The following is a 23,625-nucleotide window of genomic DNA, read 5'->3' on the forward strand; positions in this document are numbered from 1 at the left end:
TGAGGAGCACCCTCGACCGGCAGGGGCGGTTCGGGACTAGTTCCCGCTGAACCCGAGCGAATCCTCAAGCCACGTATCGGTGCGCTGTACCGAAAGCCTGCTCTGGTAAGCCTTTCTGCCCGCCCGATGCTGCGCCCAGCGCACCGAAAGGGCGGAAAAGGGTCCAAGGTGCCTGAACGCCACGGCAAGCGCGTTCGGCAGGTTACGGCGCAGCACATCGTCTTCGAACGAGGCGTAGTGGCTCACGCTCCCCGGGTCGCCCTGGCGTGCCGAACGGCCGAAAAGCTGGCGGTCAATGCGCGAAGAAGGGTTGCATTCCGTCGCAATAACGTGGAGCCCGCCGATTTTCTTGACCCTGTCCGGAATCTTGATGTCGGTACCGCGGCCGGCCATGTTCGTCGCGACCGTAATGGCCCCGAACTTGCCCGCTTCGGCCACGATGGCAGCCTCTTCCTCGCAGCGAACCGCATTGATAATCCGGCAATGCAGGCCCTTCGATTCGATGGCCGAGGCAAGGTATTCGCTTTCGTCTATGTCCTTCGTGCCAATCAGGATGGGGCGGCCCTTCTCGTGCATGCGGATGACCTCCTTCACGATGGCGCGGCGCTTGGCGTCCTTGCTTGCGAAAGTCTTCAGGTGCGACACCTTGCGCTTGCTCTTGCGGTGATTCGGGATACATACCACGGCAGCCCCGTATATCGTCCAGAATTCGGCGGAGGCCTCCTTGCCGGTACCCGTCATGCCCGAGAAATTCCTGTAGAGCCTAAAGAAGCGCTGGAAGCTCATTCGCGCCTCTGTTTCCTTGAGGCCGCTCATTTCGAGCCCTTCCTTGATTTCTATCATCTGGTGCAGCCCGCCGTTCCACGAGCGCATGGGCATCTTGCGGCCTGTCGATTCGTCGACAATCACCACCTTGCCCTCTTCGACAACGTAATGGCGGCCACATTCGAACAGCTCGCGGGCCACAAGCGCCTGCCGCACCAGATCCTTCAAAAAACCGGCACGGGCAAACGAAATCTCTTCGCCGATATCGTCCAGGCGGGATCCCATATCGACAACAAAGCGTATGGTGCGGTTCTTGTAGTCCACCTCGTAATCCGTACGGCGCTTCAGCTTTTCGGATACCTTGTATGCAAGGCGGCACGCTTCGTTGAACTCGTCGTTCTTCTTTTCGCGCGAAATAATCAGCGGGGTCACGGCCTCGTCAATCAGCACGTTGTCGGCCTCGTCGACTATGGCCGTATAAAGCCCGCGCTGCACCAGGTTCGACTTCAGGCGTTCCATATTCACGGTCGTGGCGCAAACGAGCCGCTTGCCAAAATCCTGAAAATTCCCCATCGCAATCCGGTCGCGCAAAAAATCTGCCAGCACTTCTTTCGCCGTAGAATAAGTCACGTCGGCCGAATAGCCCTCGCGCCTCTCCGCAGGCTTCATCGTACCCGTTACCGCCCCGACGCTCACCCCGCAATACGAATAGAGCGGCTTCATGATTTCGGCATCGCGTGCAGCCAGGTAGTCGTTCGCCGTAATCACGTGGCACGGGCGCTTGCTCCAGCCCCGCACGGCGGCACACATGGCGGCCGTAACCGTCTTGCCCTCGCCAGTCGACATTTCGGCGACATACCCGCGGTATAGCGCAAGCGCTCCCGTCAACTGCTCGATATACGGCCGATACCCGAGAGTCCTCGACACGGCCTCCTGCACCAGGGCAAACGACTTCAGGAGAGCGCTCTTCGCGAAGGGGCGCTTGAGTTCGGCCTGCATGTCGGCCATGCGCTTTTTCAGGGAGGCATCGTCGAGCTGCGTAAACGAACGGCTCCACAGGTCGATACTCCGGGCATCCTTCAAAAGCCCACGCAGCACTCCCCTGCGGCCCTTGAACTTTCCGACCATCCGCGACATCAGGGCATCGAGGCCCGTCGGGATTTTTTTCACTTGCTTGCAAGATGTCAGTCGGTAGTTATCGGTAAGGTTCATATTACATCTTGTAGTACTTTTGCAGGGCCTGGCGCGCCTTGCGGATTCCCTGCAGGGCAAGCGGGGTATCCTTCAAATGGAAACGAATCTTGCCCGAACGGCCGTGCGCCCAATCAATGCCCGACAGTGCCGCATCGTCCTTGTTGATTGTCGCACGAACCAGGTAGACGGGTTCCGCAGTACGTTCGCCATACCCATCCCCCACATCGGCCGAGGCGCGCGTCTCGATTTCGCCACCGCCGAGCCACCCGAGCGCAGCGGAAGGCAAGCGGTCACGCGCCGCAGGAATAGCCGAAACGCTATCGACAGGGATTTCGGTAAAGGCGTCGCCACTGAGCCGCACCGAAACCTTGCGCGGCTTTTCCGTGAACAGGCGAGAGACCTCCTCCTGGCTCACTACCGCCAAAAAGTCAAACGCGGTCGTGTCGAGCACCATCCCCATCGAATCGCCACGCTGCATAAAGCGGCCCACGTACTCGTCCGGGTTCTTCACGTCCCAAATGCCGTCCATCGGGGCCACAAGCGTCAACTTGTCGCGGTAGCGCAGCAGGTCGCCCAGTTCCTGCCTCAGCACGCCCAGCCGCTTTTCGAGCGGCAGCATATTTTCGGGAGCGCGGTCCAGCGCCTGGTAGTAGGCCTGCACGGCCTCCCTCACCTGAGCGCGCTTCTCCTCAATCGAAAAATCAAGTTCGCGGTTTTCGAGGACCATCAGCGTATCGCCCTTCTTGACCTTCGCCTTTTCGCCGCGGAACACACCGGCAACAAGGCCGCCCTCGCCCACCGTCGTGTTTTCGTACCGCGCCGCCTCTATAACGCCGGGAGCCTTGAACGTGTCGGGAACGGGCAGGTAGAACAGCAGCGATATGGCACTGCCGAGCACCAGAACCGTCACGAAAACGGCTCGGTTACGCACCAGCGCAAGCCCGGGGCTTGCGAAGATGTACTTGAGGAACTTGCCCACCGGCATAATCACCATCGTCAGGCAAAGGAGGGCCCCCATGATAAACGAAAGTATCAGGTAGTGCTGCGAGATGGTGACGATGAACCCCGTAAATAGGAAAATCCTGTAGATTGACGAAGCGACTCCGTAAACCGAATAAATCACGCGTTCGAGCCAGGTCTCGGCAACCGCCTCGGCATCGCGCTTGAAGAACACGTAACGCTCCAGCAGGTACTTGAGGTGGCGTACCGAATTCTGCTGCAGGTTGGGCATGTCCAGCAAATCGGTCAGGATATAGTAGCCGTCGAATCGCATGAGCGGGTTGATATTGAACAGCACGGTCGAGACCGAAGCCATTATAACAACGTTGTACGCAATGTTCTTGGCGAGTCCACCGCCAAGGTTCGCCCAGACAATCAAGGCGACCGAGGCGATAAAGAATTCCGTGAGCATGCCCGCGGCCCCCACCAGAGCGCGCCTCGACTTCTTGCGGAACGACCAGCTCGCCGTCGCATCCACGTACGGAAGAGGCACGAGCAGCATGAACATCACGCCCAGCGTGTGCACCTCGCCCCCGTAGCGCTTGACGACGCTCGCATGGCCGAATTCGTGCAAGAGTTTCACGAACACGGTACACACGTAGACCCAGCCGATATTCGACGGCGAAAGGAATCCCGAACTCTGGTCCTTGAGGGCATCGAAGTTCTCGATTCCGTATGTCGCGGCGACGATAACTGTCGCGAGCCAAACGAGCGCGAAAGGCTTGCTCAGCAAGAAGCGGATAAGCCAGCGCAGCTTGTTGAGCAGGGCATCGGGGTCGAACAGCGGCACCTTCAAGAAGAAGATGTTCAAGAGCGAGGCCTTGACCTTCTTCTGCTTCTGCTTTCGGTTGCGCTCGAACAGCTTTGCGCCATCGTCCACGCCCGTGTACATGAGCATGTTCGCCTGGTACAGCTGCGCAAGCATCTCGATGACTTCGCCCTGGCCGGGCATCTCGCCTTCGCTACCCTTGAGCATGGCGCTCCACACCTCACCCACCGTCTTGTCGGGCGAAAGGCGCGACACGAAGTCGTATGCCCCGCGAGGCAATCGGTAATACTGGTTCGTAAACGGTTCGTAAAGTACGTACCAAAGTACACCGCGGTAGGTCTGCCTGTGGACGCGGACACTCGCCCTGAGGGAGATCTTGCTCCCCGCAAGGCGGTACCACGACTCATGGAATATCTTGCGCTGCTGATCGAGGACCATAGAACAGATTACCGATGAGCAACAGTTGCCATGAGCGAGATGGAGTCTCTAGAAGTGATTCTCAAGACAATCTTGTGTTCACCCACGACAGTTGCCACATCAGGAATGTCGAATTCTGCATAGTTCTGCAAATACACCGTCGGGTCAGTCTGCTGACCATCCCAGGTGACAGACAGCTTATGCCTCGTGTTGTCGGAGCAGTTCAACTGCAGGAAAACGTTCGGATGGTAATACTGGTTGCCCTCGTCCCAATCCGTAATCACGATTTCCACAGTCTCGCCGGCAGCAATTTCAACCAAGGTCGAAGTTCCTTCCTGGTCAATCACCACCGTTCCGTCGTCTGGAGCCACAACCGGAGGCGTCGGCGTAGAGGCTTCTCCACTGCCCTCTTGCCCGTCGTCATCGACAATCACGGGTTTCGGCACCACAAGCTGCGCTGTGCTGTCGGAGCCCTGCGACGTGAGGTTCCTGCCTTCGCCAACATCGATGGTATCCTTGCGGTCGTTTTCGTTCGACACGGAAGTATCGATACCCTGGATGTGGTTCTGGTCGAGCCGGCTCTGGAACTGCCACTTGTTCGCGTTGTCGTTGTCGAGGTAGTTCTGGTGCTGCGTCGTGTCGATGGTATGCTGATCGAGCGCAATCTCGGTATTGGGAGTGAACACGCCCAGCGGGTTGTTGTGTTCGAGCACGAGGTTCGCACTACCGCCGAGGGCGATATCGTCGCCAGCGCCCATCGTGATGTCATCGGCACCTTCGCCACCCACGACAACGTCGCGGTCCTTGCCCGTCGTGATCGTATCGTTGGTCGAAATCGAAGTCACCGCATCGTGTTCGATGGCAACAGACTTGGCCTCGATAACGCGGTTCTTGAACTTCGATACATCCGCGACATCGGCATCGTAAGGAACATCCATGTCGAATACGAGTTTCGCGTCGTCGCCATAGACGAGGTCCTTGTCGTGATCGCCGCCGAGGTCCGTTTCGCCGGCATAGCGGCCATCGCCCGATACAACCTGCACCGCCGAAATCATCGGGAGGTTCTTCGGATGCTGACCGGAGCTCGTGTAGATGTTCCTGATGCGGATATCGGCGACATCGCCCGACACGCCGCGGAACACCACATAGTTGCCCACCAGTTCAAGGCGCGGAGCCGCCGAATCATGGGCCGACTCGTTCAAAGCCATCTGCAGCATGCGTTCGGCTTCGGTCTGCGACGAGCAGGTCGCCTCCTTGTAGTCGCCGTCGAACTTGTGGCCCGTCCAGTCGTTCAGGTAACGGTATTGAGACTCGCCATTGTGACCCGTAAACTTCACCTGGTACAGGTAGTTGTACGTATCGGTATCGTTGTTGTCGCCACCGAGGTAGATGTAGAGGTCGTAGGTCGAAGAAACCGTATTGTTCGAATTGCTCACGAAGCTGTTCATGTTCTTGAACTTCAGGACAATCTCTTCGCTCTGCTGTGCCGCAAGGTAGGTGTTGAACAGCTTCGAGTTCGAAGTGTCACCATCCAGTTCATCGTAGTTCTCGATTGTGAAGCTTGCGACGGTCTGGCGCTGCCCGTGGTTCTTGCCGTAAAGCTGAACCTCGACACCCTCCTCGACAGCATACGGATTGCTTGCCGTGGGGTTGTTCGAAAGGCTGTTCATCTTGTTGTTGTACTCGGGAGAGGATTCCTGACCGCGCACAGATTCCGATACAATGACGCCACGGTCGTTGCGGTAGAAGTTGTGCCAGTCGGTATCCACCACGACGCCTGCCGCCTCACCCTGCGCAATCGCGTCCGTAGAATCGGAATGCTCGCGGGTAAAGTTGATGGAGAGCACGTTGATGTCGTCCAGCATCGTGTCGGCGGCCGCAGTCGCCTCGGCATTGATCGTATCCGCCCCGACGCCGCCCACAACGGTATCGTTGCCGTTGCCGGTCTTGATGAGGTCATCGTAAATCGCATCGATGTTCGTGATGGCCACAGATTCCGCAGTCGAGATGGTCGAAGCCGTAGATTCGTCGCTGTCGCGGTCGGTAAGCAGAATCTTCGCGTTGTCGCCGAAGACAACGTCGTTGTCGTGGATGCCGTAGCGTTCGTCACCGAAGGTGGTGATATCGTCGCTGCCGGTACCGCCCACCACGATATCATCGCCGAGGTCGGTACGGATGGTATCGTTACCGCCGAAATCGATATCGGTCGTCGCGGCGACATCCTGCTTGTGGAGCGTGCCCCTGACCTGGATTGCGGCAATGCCCGGGAGGTTCTTACCATTCTGGGCACTGGCATCCGCTTCCTCGATAACCACGCGGATGCGGTCGGCAGCAACGCCCTCATCGACCGTAAACACCACGTAGTTCGCTTCCATCGCGGAAGCGGCCGTTTCGGCAGTCGAGCGTTCGTAGGAACCATGGAAGTTGTGGCCAGCATTGTCCTTCACATAGAAGGTCTTGATCGGATCTTCCGAATCGTTTGTATACAAGCTCACCTTGCGAACGCTGTTGTCTGCCGCAGAATGAGAATCCGGGATGTCGAGGTACACCACCACCCTGTAGCTGGTGAAGTACTGGGCAAGGCCGTCCATCTGGACATCGAGTTTATTTTCACACTGGGCATTCGGGGCTGTCGTCATCAGGCCCGAATTCATGAGTTTCGCGTTCTTGTCGTACTGCGCATTCCAGAGGCCAAGGTTGTAGGCCTGCAGGTTGATGCGGTTGTCCGTACTCGTGTTGCGATGGCTCTCGATGCCGCCGTAGCTCACGCTCACGCCGCTTGCGCGCACGCGGGTTTCGTCGGCAGACTTTTCGCCCGTCGCATCGAGGTTATCCATGTTCACGACTTCGCGGTCATCGTTGCCGTATGTACCTGCAAGCGAGCCCGAGATGTTGTTCCAGTTGCTGCTGCGGTAATCGTCGCCGTATTGTTCATTGTACGCACCGACAAAGTCACCCGCATTGAGGCCCGTCTGCGAAGCGCCCTGGAAGTTGAAGCTGAGGGTCGCCTCTTCGTAGACATCCGGGACGTTCTGGCGGTCGCCCACCTGTTCGAACGCCTCGTTCGCGTTGCCGCGGAATGTCGCGTAGGCGTTGTCGCCGAACACCACATCCTGGCCGTTGCCCGTCGTGATATCGTCAGAATCGAGACCGCCAAAGACAACGTTGTCACCATTGCCAGCCTCAATGTGGTCGGCACCGGCAGAATCATCGTCAATGATCGAGACCTGCTCGTCCTTGTCGATTTGCTTAATATTGCGACCTTCGTTGGTGACCATCAGCGCATTGCGGTCGGTATCCATGATAACCTTACCGCCATCACCGATGATCGCATCGTTACCGGCACCCGTGTAAATCCAGTCCTTATCCGTACCACCGATAACAGCATTCTTGCCGTCACCCGTACTGATGAAGTCCTGGCCACCGATGTCATCGGTCTTGCTTTCGGCGTAGAGGCGCGTTTCTTCAATGGTGTAGCGACCACCGTCACCAATAGCAACGTTGTCGGCACCCGTGATGCGAATGGAATCACCCTTCGCGCCACCCATAGCCACGTTCTTATCGCCACCGATAACAATGTTATCGACATCGCCAATATCATCGCTGGTGGTTTCGACAATGTGCATACCTAGGCCGAGCTTATCGCCATAGACAGCGTTGTCGTTTTGGGCGTTGTTATACAAGACGCGGCCGTTATCGCCAAGGGCAACGTTCTTATCGCCACCAATGACAATCACGTCAGCCTTGTCGCCACCGATGACCACACTGTTCGTGCCGCCGACATTTATGAGGTCGATGCCGTTCTGTTCGTTGCTATCGTCCATCGAGCGGATTTCGCTGGCATCACGGTTCACGCCGTCGGTCTGCAGGCGATATTGCGGCTGTTCATTAGTGTCTTCTTCCGCACGCTTGTCAATTCCCGTCGTGTAGTCGAGTCCGCCATTGCGGCTGCCGTCTCCGTCAGTAGAACCGAGAATGGTTTCATGGACATCCTTACCGTTCACCTGGCCATTTTCGTAGCGGACCTGGCCACGGTCACCGAAGGCTATGCCACCCTTGTTCATGGTGATATAGTCGTCGCCAAATCCACCGAACGCCACCATATCGTTGCGAGTGACATCCGAGCTAGAAGCGTCAATTCTGTCGTGGCCCGCCTGAGCGTTGACAACCAACTGGCCATCACCTTCAAAGCGATAGGCAAAGCTGAGAGACACAATCTTCAGACCTTCGGACAAAGTAAAGTCACGAGAAATCTTGAACGTATTTGCAGTCAGTTCCGTCACAAAGCGGCGTTGCACGCTGCCATCGCTCATCGTGGCGTCAACAAAGATTCCGTAGACATAGCCATTTGCGGCAGAAGTGAGACTAGATTGCCAAGCCTGGAAAGTGGTCATGCGATTTTCAAATTCAGTAACATCACTTTCGGCCATCGCATAGCTGTAGGCAAAGCCAGCAACCTCTTCTGCAGGTGTAGTCTCTTCGTCATCACCTTCGACGGCTCCTTCGCCACCTTCCGTAGCCTCGCCATCACCTTCGGTATCCGGTTCATCGCCTGTTTCAACATTATCGTCGCCAGTTTCTTCTTGAACCGGAGCAACCTCGGCAATAACGCCAGAGCAGATAACGTTGTCTGCACTTGCCACATCTGCCTTGTAGCTGTTTACGCGGATGTAATCGTCGAATTCAGCCTGGAAGAACTCGAATTCACCGATATATTCGCCTTCGGCAAGGATAAAGTCATACTTGACTTTGAAACCCTCCGTACTTGAGAACAAACCATCAACTTCACGACGCTGGATTCCAACGACATCGTAACCTGTTTCCGATTCACTATTCAGTTTGCGAATTTCCGCCTGCACGTAAACAGTGACATCCGTAACATCCCCGATTACACTGATTTCAGAACCATCAGCAGGAATCAAATCATATTTATAGGCACCAGAAGCCTCAATATAATTTGCACCATTCGTCAAGTTATCCGAGGAGATTTCAGCCTTTCCAATCGAAATACCGAATGCCGCATCACGATCCTTGGCGTTGCCAGTATTCACGACGGTATAAGTCCTGAATGCATCCTCGCGGTAAAGCGTCTTGTTGATATCAACAGTATCCTTACCGGTACCGAGGTTGTATTCAGCGTATTCCATCTGGGCAGCGGTGATACCATTCGTATTGTCTAGTTCCCCATGAGTAAAGCGCAACGCATGAGTATCGTAAGAATCAACTTTTCCTTCAGCTTCGTTACTGTCATTTGCCTTGAATTCATCAAGAGACGACCAAGAATCCGCATCGCTCTTCTGGTTGTTTACAAACAGACGGTCAACCGATGCCATTTCATCGACAAACAAGGAATCCCTATTGACGGAAATCAAGGCGAAATTCGAGCCACTACTCGGCAAAGGTAATTCTTCTTCGAATTCAAGGACCAAATAGAACTTATTTGGGTCCTCAGTATCGGGAACAACGGATGCCGATTCGATACGAGACCATGCCGAAGCAACTGTAGTTACAGTTTTCCAAACAGGGTTGCTTTGCGTACCAAAGTTATCTTCTCTTTCATTAGTCCACTTAAATGACTTATGGTCAAATTGAGTGTAGAATTCCGAAGATGTCAAGTCATCCTTCCACTCTATTCCAACAGACAGCAAAGCAGCTTTCTGTTCATCTGTAATTGTAGACAAATCAATAGCAATGGACCCATCCATCAATTCAATCGGGAGCAACTTATTCTGCTCAAAATTATTGAGCTCATTATAGTTTGCTGCCTGTTCCGGTTTCTGGCCCTCCACGCCCGATTCAATCACATGCTTATAATTAAGCATGGCCGGCTCGCCCATATTCAGGTTCATAGACTCGCCATAACCATAAGCATATACAGGGCCATCAATATCTTCAATCCTTTCGTCTTGTTGCGGGACCTCCGTCAAGCCATAGTCATCCACCTCGCCGTCCGCAACCGCACTTACGGTAATGGTTCTCACCAAAGCCGTACTGTCGAAGCTCAGAATAATCGAACCATCGGCCGCCGTCTCGAATCCAGCACAAGAAATGCTCAAGCGCTGGCTCTTTTCATCGGCATTAGAATTTGCGAGCAATTCGGTCGGAGAAATTTTGACAAAGACCTTCTTGCCATCGGCAATTGTCCCATCAAACGTAACATTGTAAGAAACGCTATTGAACCCGCTCCCTGCAGTTTCTGCTATCGCAGTGTCATGAGCATCAATCTTCAGCATTCCTCTTTGCGTTTCCGCTTGTGATGTTGTCGCCGCAGCATTTTCAAGCTGTTCCCAGACATAGCTTTCCGGAAGCGTCGCCTCAACAGAAACAACACCATGAACCGTCATCGGTTGTTTTGTAATCGCATTATAGAACGTAATTACATTGCCGTTTAGTTCATAGAAGAGCTTAGAACTGTCCGAGTAACCACAAGAAACGCTCTCGCCACCAACCGTCACCGAAGAAACACTTACATCTTCGTATGCAAGGGACAGCCTAGAATCATCAAGTCGAATATTCTTAGAACGAACGTTAATCGTAAGTATACCGCCCAAAGGCAACGATTTACCAATCGTCACGGCACCATCGGCCACTATAAAATCGGTATTCTTCTGCCATTGCTGGAGAACTCCATTGACATAGAAATTCAACACAACGGTATCCAAATCAAGGTCCTTATCAGAAATCGCATTCAATTTGAACGATTGATTCGAACCAATGATAAATTCTTCAGTATAGGTCAAAGGATAAGCAGCAAAACTCGTTTGAGCATTCGACTTATTTTCACCCTTGAAAACCAAGCCTACAGAATTTACAGACTTCGTCAAGACGCTCTTTGCGGACCCAACGCACACTTCGCTAGTAATCGCAATCGATTTGCGAACGCCTTCTTCCTCCAATGTATCTGCAAGCGCCCTGACAAACACCCGTGCAGGCTGGTCTGCCGTCGGATGAACCGTTATGGTAGTCCCCCAATTCACTCCATCTTCACTCACCTGGAATCCGCGGTCACCGCGGTTAAAGTCCATTGTTGAAAGAATAGGCGCACTTACCGTAACGTTAAGCGTCTTACCATTTTCAAGTCCAGCACAACCGACAAAGAACGATGCAACATCGCCTTCCTTTTCTAGGAACACATCCGACGATTCCGAAATCTGATAATCGGGCAGGGCATCCGTTCCAACATTCTTTACGATAAACACAGCCGCTTCCGTATCGCTATCCACAACCGTAAAGCTTTCGTCTATCGCACCATTCGATTTCAAACCATCAATCAGGTTTTGATCCAATTCGGCCTTCTGCTCATCTGTCAAGCCTTCGTCCGTCAGGAATTCATACTTGACGTTCACACTCTGGCCATCCGTATTCGCACTACGCAGTGTTTCCACCTGATCAAGGCCACCCATGCTGAAGGTGTCATTGCCCTTGCCACCGTAGAGTTCAGTCATGTCATCGGCCTTATTGCCAACCACATGGAACATGTCGTCACCAGCCGCGGCATCGAATTGCGAACTTTCGACTCCAGATGCACTGATGGCAATCAAATCACTCAGCATGCCTTCCTTTGTCACGACGAAAACATCATCGTTATCGGTTCCGCGAACTTTCAGCGTATCATCGCCCTTGCCACCTTCAATAAGAACGGCACCGCGTTCAAAAGCATCCCCAGAACCATCCTTACGGAAAGAATACATGCTGAAATTGTCGTTATCCTTTCCACCGGACATGCTAAGCGTGCCCACATTATTCAAGGCAACAAAGTTATCTTCGCCCGATCCGCCTTCCAGGTTCAGAACTGTACCCGAAGAAACACCGTCGCTAACATAGCCTTCCTCGTTGTTCTTCTGAGTATTGAATTCATCTATCGGCTGAACTTCAGCAGCATTTCCAGGCTTGCGTTCTGAATTGTAAATCTGACCCACGTAGAAATTATCATTTCCCGCACCGCCATCGACCGTTGTCTTATGGGCGGTTCCATCCACATAAATTTGGTCGTTTCCACCATTGGCGTTTACATTCAGCGATTCAATGCCGGCAGTGTAGTTGACTCGCTCTATATTGGAATTCAAGTTGCTTGTAATCGCAACATTTGCCTTCGAATCATCATCCAATAGTTCTTCATTCATCGGCAACAAGGCAACAAGGCCGAGATTCTGATCCTTATTTTGGCGCAAAAGCAGTCGATCAACGCTTTCCGTTCCCTCGACAACAAGCGTATCTGCGCCTTCTGTTCCGGAATCCGTTACGTTGGCATAATTCGTTGTACTATCGCCCATCAGTTTCACAGTCACCTTGTCGCTGCCATCCTGACCATCGACAAAGTCCATGCCCGGACCGGTCTTTATCGTATCGTTGCCACCCTTCGAATTCGAGGTCGCATTGGCGAAAACAACACCATGAAGCCCGAGATTATCACCAAAAACAACCTTATCTTTAGCGTTATTTTCATTTACCAATTCATCGGCATCTACGTCTGATGTCCCAGACTTCTTTTTATAATCCGTTACACCGTTATCACCATAAATACTGTCATTACCGGCACCACCATCAATGATGTCATCGCCAGAACCACCATAGATGATATCATTATCAATACCTCCCTCAATGGTGTCATTTCCGGCATCGCCGTCGATAACGTCATTGCCAATACCGCCATAAATGTTGTCGATGCCGCCTACAGCATCTCCAGAATCGCTGCCATCATCGCCAAAGAGAAGGTCATTACCGTCATCGCCGTAGATGGTGTCATTGCCATTCTTCGAATCACCCTGAACATCATCTTCTGAAATTTTTGTCAAATTTCCCTTTAGATTTGCAAGCGCATTTCGTGCATAATCATCAAACGCAAATTGACCAGCATTTATAGATGTTCCATCCTTGAGCTGAGCATCAATAAATTCCTGACTGAACGCCGCCTTCGTATTTGAAGCATCGACAGCAAAAGGTTCAGTAACATCCTTGGAGTTATTTTCTATTCTGTCGCCGAAGACAATGTCCATGCCTTCGCCACCATGGATAGTATCGTCTCCGGAGCCGCCAAGAATGCGATCATGCCCCATTTCGCCGTAAATCTCATCATCACCGGCGCCACCGTCGATATGGTCATTGCCACCGCTGCCATAGATTACGTCATTGCCCTTCCCACCGATAAGTATGTCATTACCGCCATCAAGCCCCATATCCGTACGGTCAATGGCCAATTTTAAACCATCAGCCTCAGTTTGTTCATATACGATTCGTCCGCCATCGCCAAATATGTAGTCGATTCCATCGCCACCATCAATCTGGTCATCTCCAGCACCGCCAAAGATGAAATCCATCTTGGAACCGCCAAGAATGACATCGCCACCGGAATTCTTCGCACCGACATTCGCCTCTGCGGAGAGAGATTCAAGAGTAGCACTTGCTCCCGAGCCTTTCCAAACAACCTTTGGAGCAGCAACATACTCATCACCGAAGATGATATTCAAGCCCTGCGCACCAATAATGGTATCTCTGCCCGCTCCGCCTGTAATGAGGACATAATGTTTACCGACCATCTCAAGCTTAGACAAATCAATGTAATCGTCGCCGTCTTCACCCTTTATCTCTATGTTGAAATTGGCCTTCCCTTCAAGGACAATTCTGTCATTGTCCTTTCCTGCAGGAATATAATACGTTCCCGTCTCATCGATTTGAGTTTCATGGCCATAATCATCCTTGATTGTATTGCCAGTAATGGTCATATGTACATACTCGCTACCATCTACAAGCGGATACTTGCCATCATTGTCAGAAACACGGCTCGACGCATTTTCACCCACATTCGCGACAACATCGCCGTTTTCCTGCTTCGTATTCATTACAGGCTGATCCTTGTGCGAATACTCGAACTTGAACAAAGTCTTGTCACCCGTAATGTTCCATTCCTTGGTGTAGAACAGCAAATCGACATAGGCGTAAAGTTTTGCCGTAATCTTGCCGTTTACATCAAATATGCCAAACAGACCTTCTTCATCGAACAAGCGCGTAATTTCGTTCAGGCGAATCTTTCCGTCCTTGTTCGGGTCATACAGGTTAAAGCCCACATTAATACCGACACCGCCACCGACACCGGCACTTACACCCGCATTGAGTTCTGCAGCCGCAGTCAAAGCTCCATGGAACGAAAGTTCATCGATGTCAGCGCCGTCGCGAAGATCGTTGACATAGAAACCATTCAGCAAGCGACTAAAGTCCTTATAGTCGCTGCCAACCCATTGACGAATACCGAGCGTATCGTAGCCAAAGCCGAGATCGATATCGGCACCGAGAGAAAGGCCAATTCGAGCCCCAAGCGGCCCATAGATACGCACAAAGGTGCTCCAGTCAAAATTGAAGGAGAGCTTGGGCATATCGTATTCGACCAGCATGATATCCTGGCCGAGCAACAGCTTGAACACATCAGTCGGGTTATCCCAAACAAAGTGCCATGCACCATCGCCCACATTCAGGCCGGCACTCATCATAGACGAAGATGCTTCGCGGGAAACAGACGAGAAATCTCCACCCTTTACACCATTCTTGTCAAAAAGATAGGTATTTAAAGTTTGATCTATGGATGTATTTGATGCTGTTCCATTTAATAGATTAAGAGCAGCAGAATAACCGGAGGTCGTTTCACCAATCAATTTCAAACTTCCGATATCAATCTTCAAATCCTTATCGCCAAAAGCGCTAATCTTCTTGCTGATTTCGATAAGGTCCTTTACGGCATACACCATACGGTCATCGAACTTGCCCTTGCTGAACTGTTTCGCGAGGCTGAGCGGCGTATAGGTAAAGCCAAGGTCATCGAGAACAGGGAACGGTGTCGTGAGGAAGTCGATAAGCGGTTCGAGCGGTTCTACGACCTTCTGGATTTTGGAGACAATAGGTCCAAGCACACCGCTGATAAATGTCCCCATGTCCAATTTGAAATTGTTAAATCCAAGAGCGGTAATTCCATCTTCTGCATTCCAGTGGAAATCAAAATTGCCAATCAGGTTCGGGAATTTAGGAGCGTCCCCCACCTTGTTCAAATCACTTACAATACCGACCGTAATGTTCGGCGAAATATCAACAATGGCATCGTAATTGAAACCAATATTTCCTAACGAAAATTTCGAAAAATCAAGCTGATTTTTCCCATATACAACAGTTCCGGGCTTTCCATCCTCACCAAGCGTTCTAGTGTCGCTGTTTAAATCAACACCAAAGTCAAGGGATACCGGATGCGAGCCTTCGGGGAATACCATTTTCAATCCAAGTCCAGCCAAGGAGCCCATAATGTCACCTTCGATTGCGACATTGGCGTCAACCTGGACTTCATTGCCATCATTGAAAATAAAATAGAATCCGTCTTCGGAAACACCAAAGCCAAAATCAAGGCTCCATCCCAAGCTCAAGTTCACACCGGCATTTGACTTGAGGCCAAGTCCCGGGAATCCCAAATCGAAACCGATATCAGTCCCATAGGAATAATCATCACCTATGCTGAGGAACCATTCCGCATATTTTTTACCATCATTATTCGTCCCTTGACGATAGAACGTCTGATTATCTGTCGTTGCTGACGGAGTCCAATTCTCTGTCAGGCTTCGCTTGTCGATATTCACCGCATGCAGATATGCGCCAAATAGTTCATTCAACTTCTGGGCGACCATTTCAGCATTCATGCCGGTCGATTCGTATAGGAAGTTCGATAGCGGTTCAAGGACCTTCCTCTTGAGGTCGCCCAAGAAGTCAACACCACCACTCAAAGCGCTACCTACAACAGGGACGTCCCTTACACTGCTCATCATGCCATTGTTCAGACTTGCTTCAAGCGTATCGAACAACTTGTTAAATCCGGTAATGGCCAACTTAATCTTTTCAAACCAGCCAACATTACCCGTAATAAGGTCCTGAATACCCTTGTAGACTCCCGAAAAATCAGCAACGATTTTACCTGCACTATCGGAATAAGTAGAGTTTGTAATTAATTTAAAGAAATCCTTCGGATTCAAGCTTTCAAAGGAAATTAATCCAGCAGGCTTGTCGATATCGTTAGAATCATCGCCATCATTTTTATTCTTCCAATAGTTAATGTAATTGGCAATAACGGTACCAACAGACGTTTTAGCTTCATCCGCTGTTTTTTCAACACTCAATTCGCCATTATCACCAATACCAAGCAAGATATCGCCCAAGGACATATTGCACACGCTTATCGGCAACTTACCCATTATAGCGACAGGAACGGCAAAATCAAACGGAACATTAGCTAAAACAGATCCATCTCCTGCCTTAGCCTTCCATTCCTTCAAAGACATTCCATTTTGTCCTATAGTTCCCATCAATGCAGCCTTGGCACAAACATAGGAATCACTCTTATTGGAACCAACGGTAATCAAGTTGGCAAGCAATTCCGTATCAGCGATATTATCCAGTCCTAGGTTGAACGAAAGTTTTTCACCGACAATATTGACATTTGCGCCAAATTCAATAGCCTTATCAAGACCTATGTCAAACGTTCCTGTTCCAAGGATAGCCTTACCGCTAAAGCTGACCCAAAAATCACCGGTCACCTTCAAGTCCGCATTGCCACTAATGCCCTGATTATCATCACCGAAACTGAATTGATGGACAGTATCAAATTTCTTATCGATATTAAAGCTAAAGAAAAGCTCACTACCGACAAGCGATATTTCGAACGGATTCGCTTTTTCCAAAACGCTTCCAACACCATCATGGGCCAGAAGTCCAAAATCCTTAAGATACTTGTTAAGGCGGTCGTTGAGTCCCTGCAGGCTAAAGACCTTGTCCGTACGCAGCTTGGTCACAATATCGCGGATATTATTTGCAACATCCACAAGGTCGCTTACCGACTTATTGATGACAGGAATCTTGACATTCGACTTCTTTGCAATATCACATAAGCGTTCAACAAGACTATCAAGGATTGCAAACAGGTCTTCTGCGGAGAAACTTCCAAACTTGCTTATAGCTTTAGACACTATAGCATCAAGATTATTACTAGCATCAAATTTTCCATCATTCCCAAGTGAAATTTTAACTTGACCAAGCCCCTCACTTATGTTATCACCAATATCAACAAATGAATCTACATCTAGCTTTAGATCCGCGTTAGCTTTTACGGATGTATCTGGTGATTGCAATTCGTAATTTTGCACAACGTTATCTTTGACAGCGACATTCGGGTCAAAGACATTCAAGTCAAATGTTGCTTCGAAGCCAACAGAACCAGAAGCAACGAGATTTACATCAACAAATCCAACTGTTGCAACGGCACCGCCCATGTAACGGAAAACATTTGTCGGATTCGTTTCCGAAGTCAGTTCTTTCTTGTCTCCTTCCGAGAACTTGTTCAATGTCAATGTAACCGTAATATTCTTTTTTGTCGCATCAGCTGGATCAGTAATTTCTTGTTTTTCGACACCAAGAATTTTGTAATAATCACCAGCAGTAGTCTTGACAAGACCATTCTCGACAAAATTCAAATTCTCACTAGATATCAGAACAATCTTGTTTCCATCCGGAGTCACATTGGAAGCGGTAAACTCCTGTCCGATTTTCAGACTAGCGTTGGCATAAACGTTTAAATTCGCACCAGACGTAAAATCAATCAGTTTAGACCAATCGATGCCGAGTAGCGCCCTACCAACAATTCGATAATCGTTGTCCGCATATTTGACTGCTTTTTTCGCAGTAAAGCCCAATTTATCAAGAACTACACTAGAGCCCAAGTTCTTTAGTTCGAATTCACTTTTTGACCGGAACTCCAAATGATCCCAATAAACATATTTACCATCAACAATGACTGGATTACCCGTTTCATCTTTATCAAAATATTCCAGGGAGATTCCCAATCCGTTCAATTCATTATTAATCTGTTCAACGACATCATCAATTGTCCAGGTTTTATTTACAGGAATGGTTCCGTCGCTACCATCAGTTTTTCCCAACGTTTCGAAATCAATCGGCGTTCCGCCGACATCGAAATCATTCGTTCCTTTGTCAATAAGAGACGAACCACAAGACCATGCAATAGTCGATCCCTCAGCAACAGCAAACACAATCTTATCGCCCTGTACGGCAACGGAATTAATCCCGGATACCTTAGCTTTATCTGCCGCAGATATTATCGCTTGAGCTAAAGTTGTCAGATCCCGGCATTTTTGCGTATCCAAATGAATTTCTGTCGAATCTACATCAATAGTCAAGAATTTATCAGAGCTTACCACACGATAAATTTCCGTCACAGGGGATTTAACGGCAACATTTAATCCAAACGTTCCATCGCCATTATCAACTCGTTGAGATTCAAAAATCCCATTAAACAAAGCGTCTAATTCTTTTTGTAAAAGATTTTCTTGTTTCTCAATAATACCGGCATCGTAGGAGCCATTATAATTTTTAAATTCAATTGTTTTTGTTTCTTTCAGGATTCCTTCATCATTAACAAGAGCATATTTTTTCAGCTCTTTACTATCCCCTTTATCTTCAATTTCATAATATTCATTCACAAGATTTACAGGAGAAATGCCTAGATAAAAACAACCATCTACGCCCACAACATCTACGCTAAATTGGCTTCCTAATGTTTCTGCTTGCAGGATGAGCTCCAGTGTCGATTTCGCACTATCAGCATCACCCCGCTTACTATATGCCGTATTCAAACCAGTTATTTGAGACGCATCAAAGAATTTAGACTCAGTGAATTCAAGTTTATTTTGATTTAACGTATATTTTTCAAGCATCAACCCATTATTATTTCCAATTACGCCTGTCTTTTTAAGCGTATTGGAAACACGCATATACACTTTAGCCGAACCAACCATCAAATCATATTGATGTTCTTCGGAGACCTTATTCTCATCATACCCCTGAATTCGCGAGGGGTCGCAACCGAATCGAATCGTATACCCGCTACCAGATGTCGCATCCTCAACGCTCACGACATACAGGCCAAACGTATTCATTATGGTCCTATTTGCGTCAACGCCAAGACTACCCAAACCTAGATCTATAAATTCATCATTACGTTGCAAGTTAAAATACTGATTGAGTAAATCTTTTAATTTAGCCTTTTCATCCGTCTCATCAGAAGCAATAATTCCATCATTTATGAGTGCGTCCAACACCGTTTTCTTAATCAAAAGAGTTTCACTTATTGAGCCTTTTTTGTTTTCAAAAGCAAGAGACAGGCTGGTCCAAGATGTCGCATCCGTAATATTATCCGTCTTGGTAGTCTGCAATGTACTTCCACCGAGTCCCAACTCCGCATAGGCCTGTTGATTTTCAGATGAGCTCAATTCAAATTCTTTATCTCGCGTGATTATAACTCTGTTATTTTCTAAGTATGTGCCCACACTACTTTTTTCCGTAGTAAAAGTTTTCCCAATCAGCACAACAGAGTCAACGGTTTTATATATTTTAGCATTTTTATCGTATTCAAGAACGTCAAATTTAGCCGTTCCATTAAAACCACCATTCAAATCCGCTTCATAATATCTTTCGTTCGCCGGAAGATCTTTTGCAGTCGGCTCCAGCCCCCAAAAATCTTCAATTTTTGTTGGATTAGCAGGATCATCATTTATTTTTTCATGGCTAAAATTCACATCAAGAGAGAATTTTATTCCAGCAGAACCATTGGCAGAAACGGCCCCGTATGTTGAAACATTTGCAAAACTATTTCCAAGAGAGTCAACTAGATTCAGATCTAACGTCTTAAGAATCTCAAAATTCAGTTCAAAAACTAAGCTATAATGGTCAAAATCAAACAAAGATTTATCTTCAAGCGATTCAAATTCAGCCTTTGTTCTTTCAATTACCGTCTTATCATTTTTATTTTCACCTATATACTTCAACAAGCAATAATCAGCATGCGTAAGTTCAAAGGCGTCACTCCATGCGTCATTGAATTGACCTACAAATTCTTCCACGCTGTTGAAATTTGCAACCAGAGAAGCCCCATCAACCTTAAAAAGGCCATTTATTTCCTTGTCCGTACCATCTTTTAACTTAACCTTACCACTACCAATCACCGCATCAATTTTTGCAATAGAATCGGCAATCAAGCTACCAGCAGAATCCCCAAGGAAATCGAGTTTCACCTTGTCTTCAATCAAATTGCGGAGCGCCGTTCTCAAGGAGTTTAGGTATATCGCAACATTGTTTGCAAGGGTTTCTCCAGACAAGGCGAGATATTGTTTGAATTCTTCAGGGAATTCCCATACACTTTCGACCATATTGAAAGTAAAATCAGAATTCGAAACATTTACAATTTCTACAGGACCAGATTTGAGATTGGCGGTATCACAATGCAAAACAAGGGTTGAATCTTTCAATCCGCTCGCATTTGCTGATATCGTGTAGGTCAAGTTTCCTTTAAGATCAGATGCAAAGAGACCCAATTGCAATTCGGCATCAACCGACTTACTCATTTTAATCGTAAAATCATTAAGGCTTATGTCATCAAAGCAAAGTTTCCCTTCGTCATCAAGCCATACATTCACGTCTATTTTTAACGTGGCGTTGAGATCAAAATTTTCCAGTTTGAACAGTTTAAAATCTATTTTCTTTGAGAAATTTCCCAAGTTAGGCGAAAATTCCAAAGTCAACGTTTTTTTATTGTCTTTATCGCCAAGGGTCAACTCCGTTAAACCGCTAGCAACAATTGACGAACTTGAATTTGCAAAAATCATTGCAAAATCAGTTGCGCTATTAGGGCCATATATTTTTATCGAATCAAAAATATTTTCGACTGTGGCCCTCTTTTTTTCAATGAGAACATCAAAGAAACTCTGTAAATCGCCAAACTTCATCTTGCCAGTTTCTACAATCCCATTCAAGGCAAGAGACGCACGAGCCCAATATTCATCAAAGGATTTCACAAGATCCGATATTTGTGCTAAGCTATAGTCCTGGGCATTGCCATTTTCGTCAAAAAATGGAATACTGAATTCATTCAAAAAAGGCAATTTTTTCGTATCTATCGATCCAAGTAATGCGGAAATAGACTTCTTCAAACTGACTTCAGGGAAATCGACCTCAAATTGACTGCTTCCAGAAGGCTTTGAAATCTCAATAAACTTCCCGGCTTCCAATTCAAACGGCAAATTCGAATTGGCAACATCCAAAGAGAACTCAAGGTCGACTTCGGACGAAGTGTTGCCTGCAGTGTAAGAAACCTGCAAATCTGTTTTCGAATCATCTTCTTCATAAACAGAAACATTCATGAAAGAAGCACCAGCACCAACATTGGGAACAGATACAGAAATGTTGTTTACGGATGCGCTAAAATCAACATCGTCGCCGTCACTTAAAAGAGTCCCGTTATCATCCTTGTCAAGATCAATGGCAACGGACAGGTCTGCCGAGGCATTCACTGCGAAGTTCGCACCATCCGCATTCAGACCAATATTCGGCACCTTCCATTCATCCGTATTGACTGGCGAGCCATTATACTTAAAGTTGACCTTTATGGTATCTTGCCCTTCCTGGACAAAAGACAATTCGGACACCCCAGAAGGAAGATCACCTATGTTATTATTAAGGGCCGATACCAAGTCTTCTATCTTTACTGATTCAACAGCCGATTCAAAAGAAGATAGATAGCTACTATAGATACCCTCAATCTTCGTTTTAATAGTATCACCGGCGTTCGAAATCAGCTCCGAAGCGGAGTCCAGTTTAGAATCGAGGCCGAGGCTCGATAAATCCAAATTGGAAATCGAACTGATGCTGTTGTCGACAACCGTAGAAATGCTTTCTATCTGGTTGCCGAATTCCTCCAGATTGACATCCGCATCCATCATCAGGCGCGGTTCAAGCGATTCAATCTTGTAGTTGTTACGAGTGTTTTTCTTCTTGTTGACCTTTTTGGACATACGAACCCCAATGGGCTGTTCTAGACAGCCCTGTTTATTTGTTAAAATTGCTTGTTTAGATTAACGGTTATTCAACCATCACACAACGGACAGAAAAGCCATACTTCTTATTCGAACGTAATGTAGGATTCTTGTCCATATAAGCAGATGTTACCGAACTTAAGACTTCTACATCCGAGTATTCATCCAAATAAAACCAATACGCAGTCTCATTTAGCTCTTCAAACCCACCCTCATCATTACGAGCCCCAGCACCGACTAGGCTGAAACCAGTATCATTACTACCACCGAACCCAAACGTGGAGCGAGTTCCCTTTACTCCATCCTTATTTCCATTACTGTTTATGATAAATTTGAAATCATCGGCCGTCATCAAGCGCCAGCCATCCGGGCAGATTCCCTGATGGTTCGGCTTGATCTGGTCGGCACAACTCTTGGTATTGCATTCGCTGGGCAGCTGCATCATCTCGGCCCACTGGTACAGGGCTCCATAGCGGTCGCACTTCGTGGTATCGTCATCATAACAATAGCGCTCAATCTTAGAGTCATCTTTTTGGTCTTTAAAGCCCCAAACCATTTCTCCAACATTGAGGTTTTCGGCCATAACTTTTAGCGACTTGCCGTTTGCTTCCATTAGGATGTAATAGTACTCACGCCCATTTCTGGAATCTACAAACGTCGCGTACTTATCCTTTAAATCTCCATTCAAAGGAAACCAATGTTGATACGCTTCACTACTTGATGATTCCAAGGAACTTGAACTCGACTTTGCAGAGCTGCTGCTCGATTTTGCAGAGCTGCTCGAAGCAATGCTGCTACTCGATATCGATGAAGACGACTTAGCAGAACTGCTGCTCGATTTTGCAGAGCTGCTCGACTTCGGTGCAACGCTGGAAGAAGACGACTTCGCTTTGACGCTCGAAGAGGACTTCGCGCTGGACGAAGAGTTCGACTTTACCGAGCTGCTGCTGGCATCGTCGCAGTCCTCGCAGACGCTCGACGAGGAGTCATCCCCCGGCCGCACGAAACTGCTCTCGTCGTCATCACAGGCGGCAAGCGCAAAAGCCATGGCAAATGCTGCCACAGCCCCAACCAATCTACTCAATGGTGCTTTTCTAATGATAGACATACTCTTCGTTCCTTCTATCCCAAAATTATTAAAGTTTAAGCCTTTTTGGCGGCGGGTTTCGCTGCGGGAGCCTTCGATGCGTCGGTCTGCACGCCGATATCGATGGTGCCGAACTTGGCCTCGTAGGCCTTGAGCGTCGCGGCGAGCATGATGGCAAGCCTCTTTGCGGTGTACGGGGTCATCACCACGCGTTCGGCGATATCCACGTTCACCTTGCCCTGCCCCATGCTCCATGCCTGGTTCAGGCCAAGGAGCATCATGATTTCTTCGCGGCCGCCCACCACGTTGGTGGCGTTCACGTAAAGGCTCTTCATGTTGGAATCGTTCCACACGACTTCGGGCTGTTCATTCTGGGCTTTCTTGTTTTCGGGCATATAAAATCTCCAATATGGTTTTTGTTATTTTGTTGTAATTTTAGTAAATTATTTTGTCCACTATTTAATAACAGACAAAATATTTATTAC

General features: G+C 48.7%; 6 protein-coding genes. 1 reads left to right on the forward strand and 5 read right to left on the reverse strand.

Translation table 11 applies throughout. The annotated features are described in order from the left end of the window. Positions 1 to 36: 36 nt before the first annotated feature. The 3 genes from B4B27_RS14590 to B4B27_RS14600 are packed head-to-tail and all read right to left on the reverse strand — an operon-like array spanning position 37 to position 17,136. The gene (locus tag B4B27_RS14590) at positions 37 to 1,977 is read right to left on the reverse strand and encodes a hypothetical protein (RefSeq protein WP_290727437.1); all 1,941 of its coding nucleotides are present in this window, start codon (positions 1,975 to 1,977) and stop codon (positions 37 to 39) included. A gap of 1 nt (position 1,978) precedes the next feature. Next, complete coding sequence (locus B4B27_RS14595; RefSeq protein ID WP_290727438.1) at positions 1,979 to 4,165, reverse strand: hypothetical protein; 2,187 nt, start codon at positions 4,163 to 4,165, stop codon at positions 1,979 to 1,981. 8 nt (positions 4,166 to 4,173) lie between these two features. Next, positions 4,174 to 17,136: a calcium-binding protein gene (locus B4B27_RS14600; protein ID WP_290727439.1), complete on the reverse strand. Its 12,963-nt coding sequence runs from the start codon at positions 17,134 to 17,136 to the stop codon at positions 4,174 to 4,176. Positions 17,137 to 20,698: 3,562 nt separating this feature from the next. Between B4B27_RS14600 and B4B27_RS14605 the strand changes: the two genes are divergently transcribed. Next, a complete protein-coding gene (locus tag B4B27_RS14605) occupies positions 20,699 to 21,064 on the forward strand; it encodes a hypothetical protein (RefSeq protein WP_290727440.1) in 366 nt (121 codons plus the stop codon). 1,035 nt (positions 21,065 to 22,099) lie between these two features. Here the strand turns inward: B4B27_RS14605 and B4B27_RS14610 are convergent. Both B4B27_RS14610 and B4B27_RS14615 read right to left on the reverse strand, forming a co-directional pair. Continuing rightward, a complete protein-coding gene (locus tag B4B27_RS14610) occupies positions 22,100 to 23,161 on the reverse strand; it encodes an FISUMP domain-containing protein (RefSeq protein ID WP_290727441.1) in 1,062 nt (353 codons plus the stop codon). Positions 23,162 to 23,196: 35 nt separating this feature from the next. Then, on the reverse strand, positions 23,197 to 23,535 hold the full coding sequence (locus B4B27_RS14615; RefSeq protein ID WP_290727442.1) for a DUF3467 domain-containing protein: 339 nt from the start codon (positions 23,533 to 23,535) through the stop codon (positions 23,197 to 23,199). Positions 23,536 to 23,625 lie beyond the last annotated feature (90 nt).

This window comes from Fibrobacter sp. UBA2449 (assembly GCF_002342555.1).
Lineage (GTDB): Bacteria > Fibrobacterota > Fibrobacteria > Fibrobacterales > Fibrobacteraceae > Fibrobacter.

Coding starts and splice junctions, on each gene's coding strand:
- B4B27_RS14590 (WP_290727437.1), bottom strand. CDS start 1,977: ATGAACCTTACCGATAACTACCGACTGACATCTTGCAAGCAAGTGAAA.
- B4B27_RS14595 (WP_290727438.1), bottom strand. CDS start 4,165: ATGGTCCTCGATCAGCAGCGCAAGATATTCCATGAGTCGTGGTACCGC.
- B4B27_RS14610 (WP_290727441.1), bottom strand. CDS start 23,161: ATGTCTATCATTAGAAAAGCACCATTGAGTAGATTGGTTGGGGCTGTG.
- B4B27_RS14615 (WP_290727442.1), bottom strand. CDS start 23,535: ATGCCCGAAAACAAGAAAGCCCAGAATGAACAGCCCGAAGTCGTGTGG.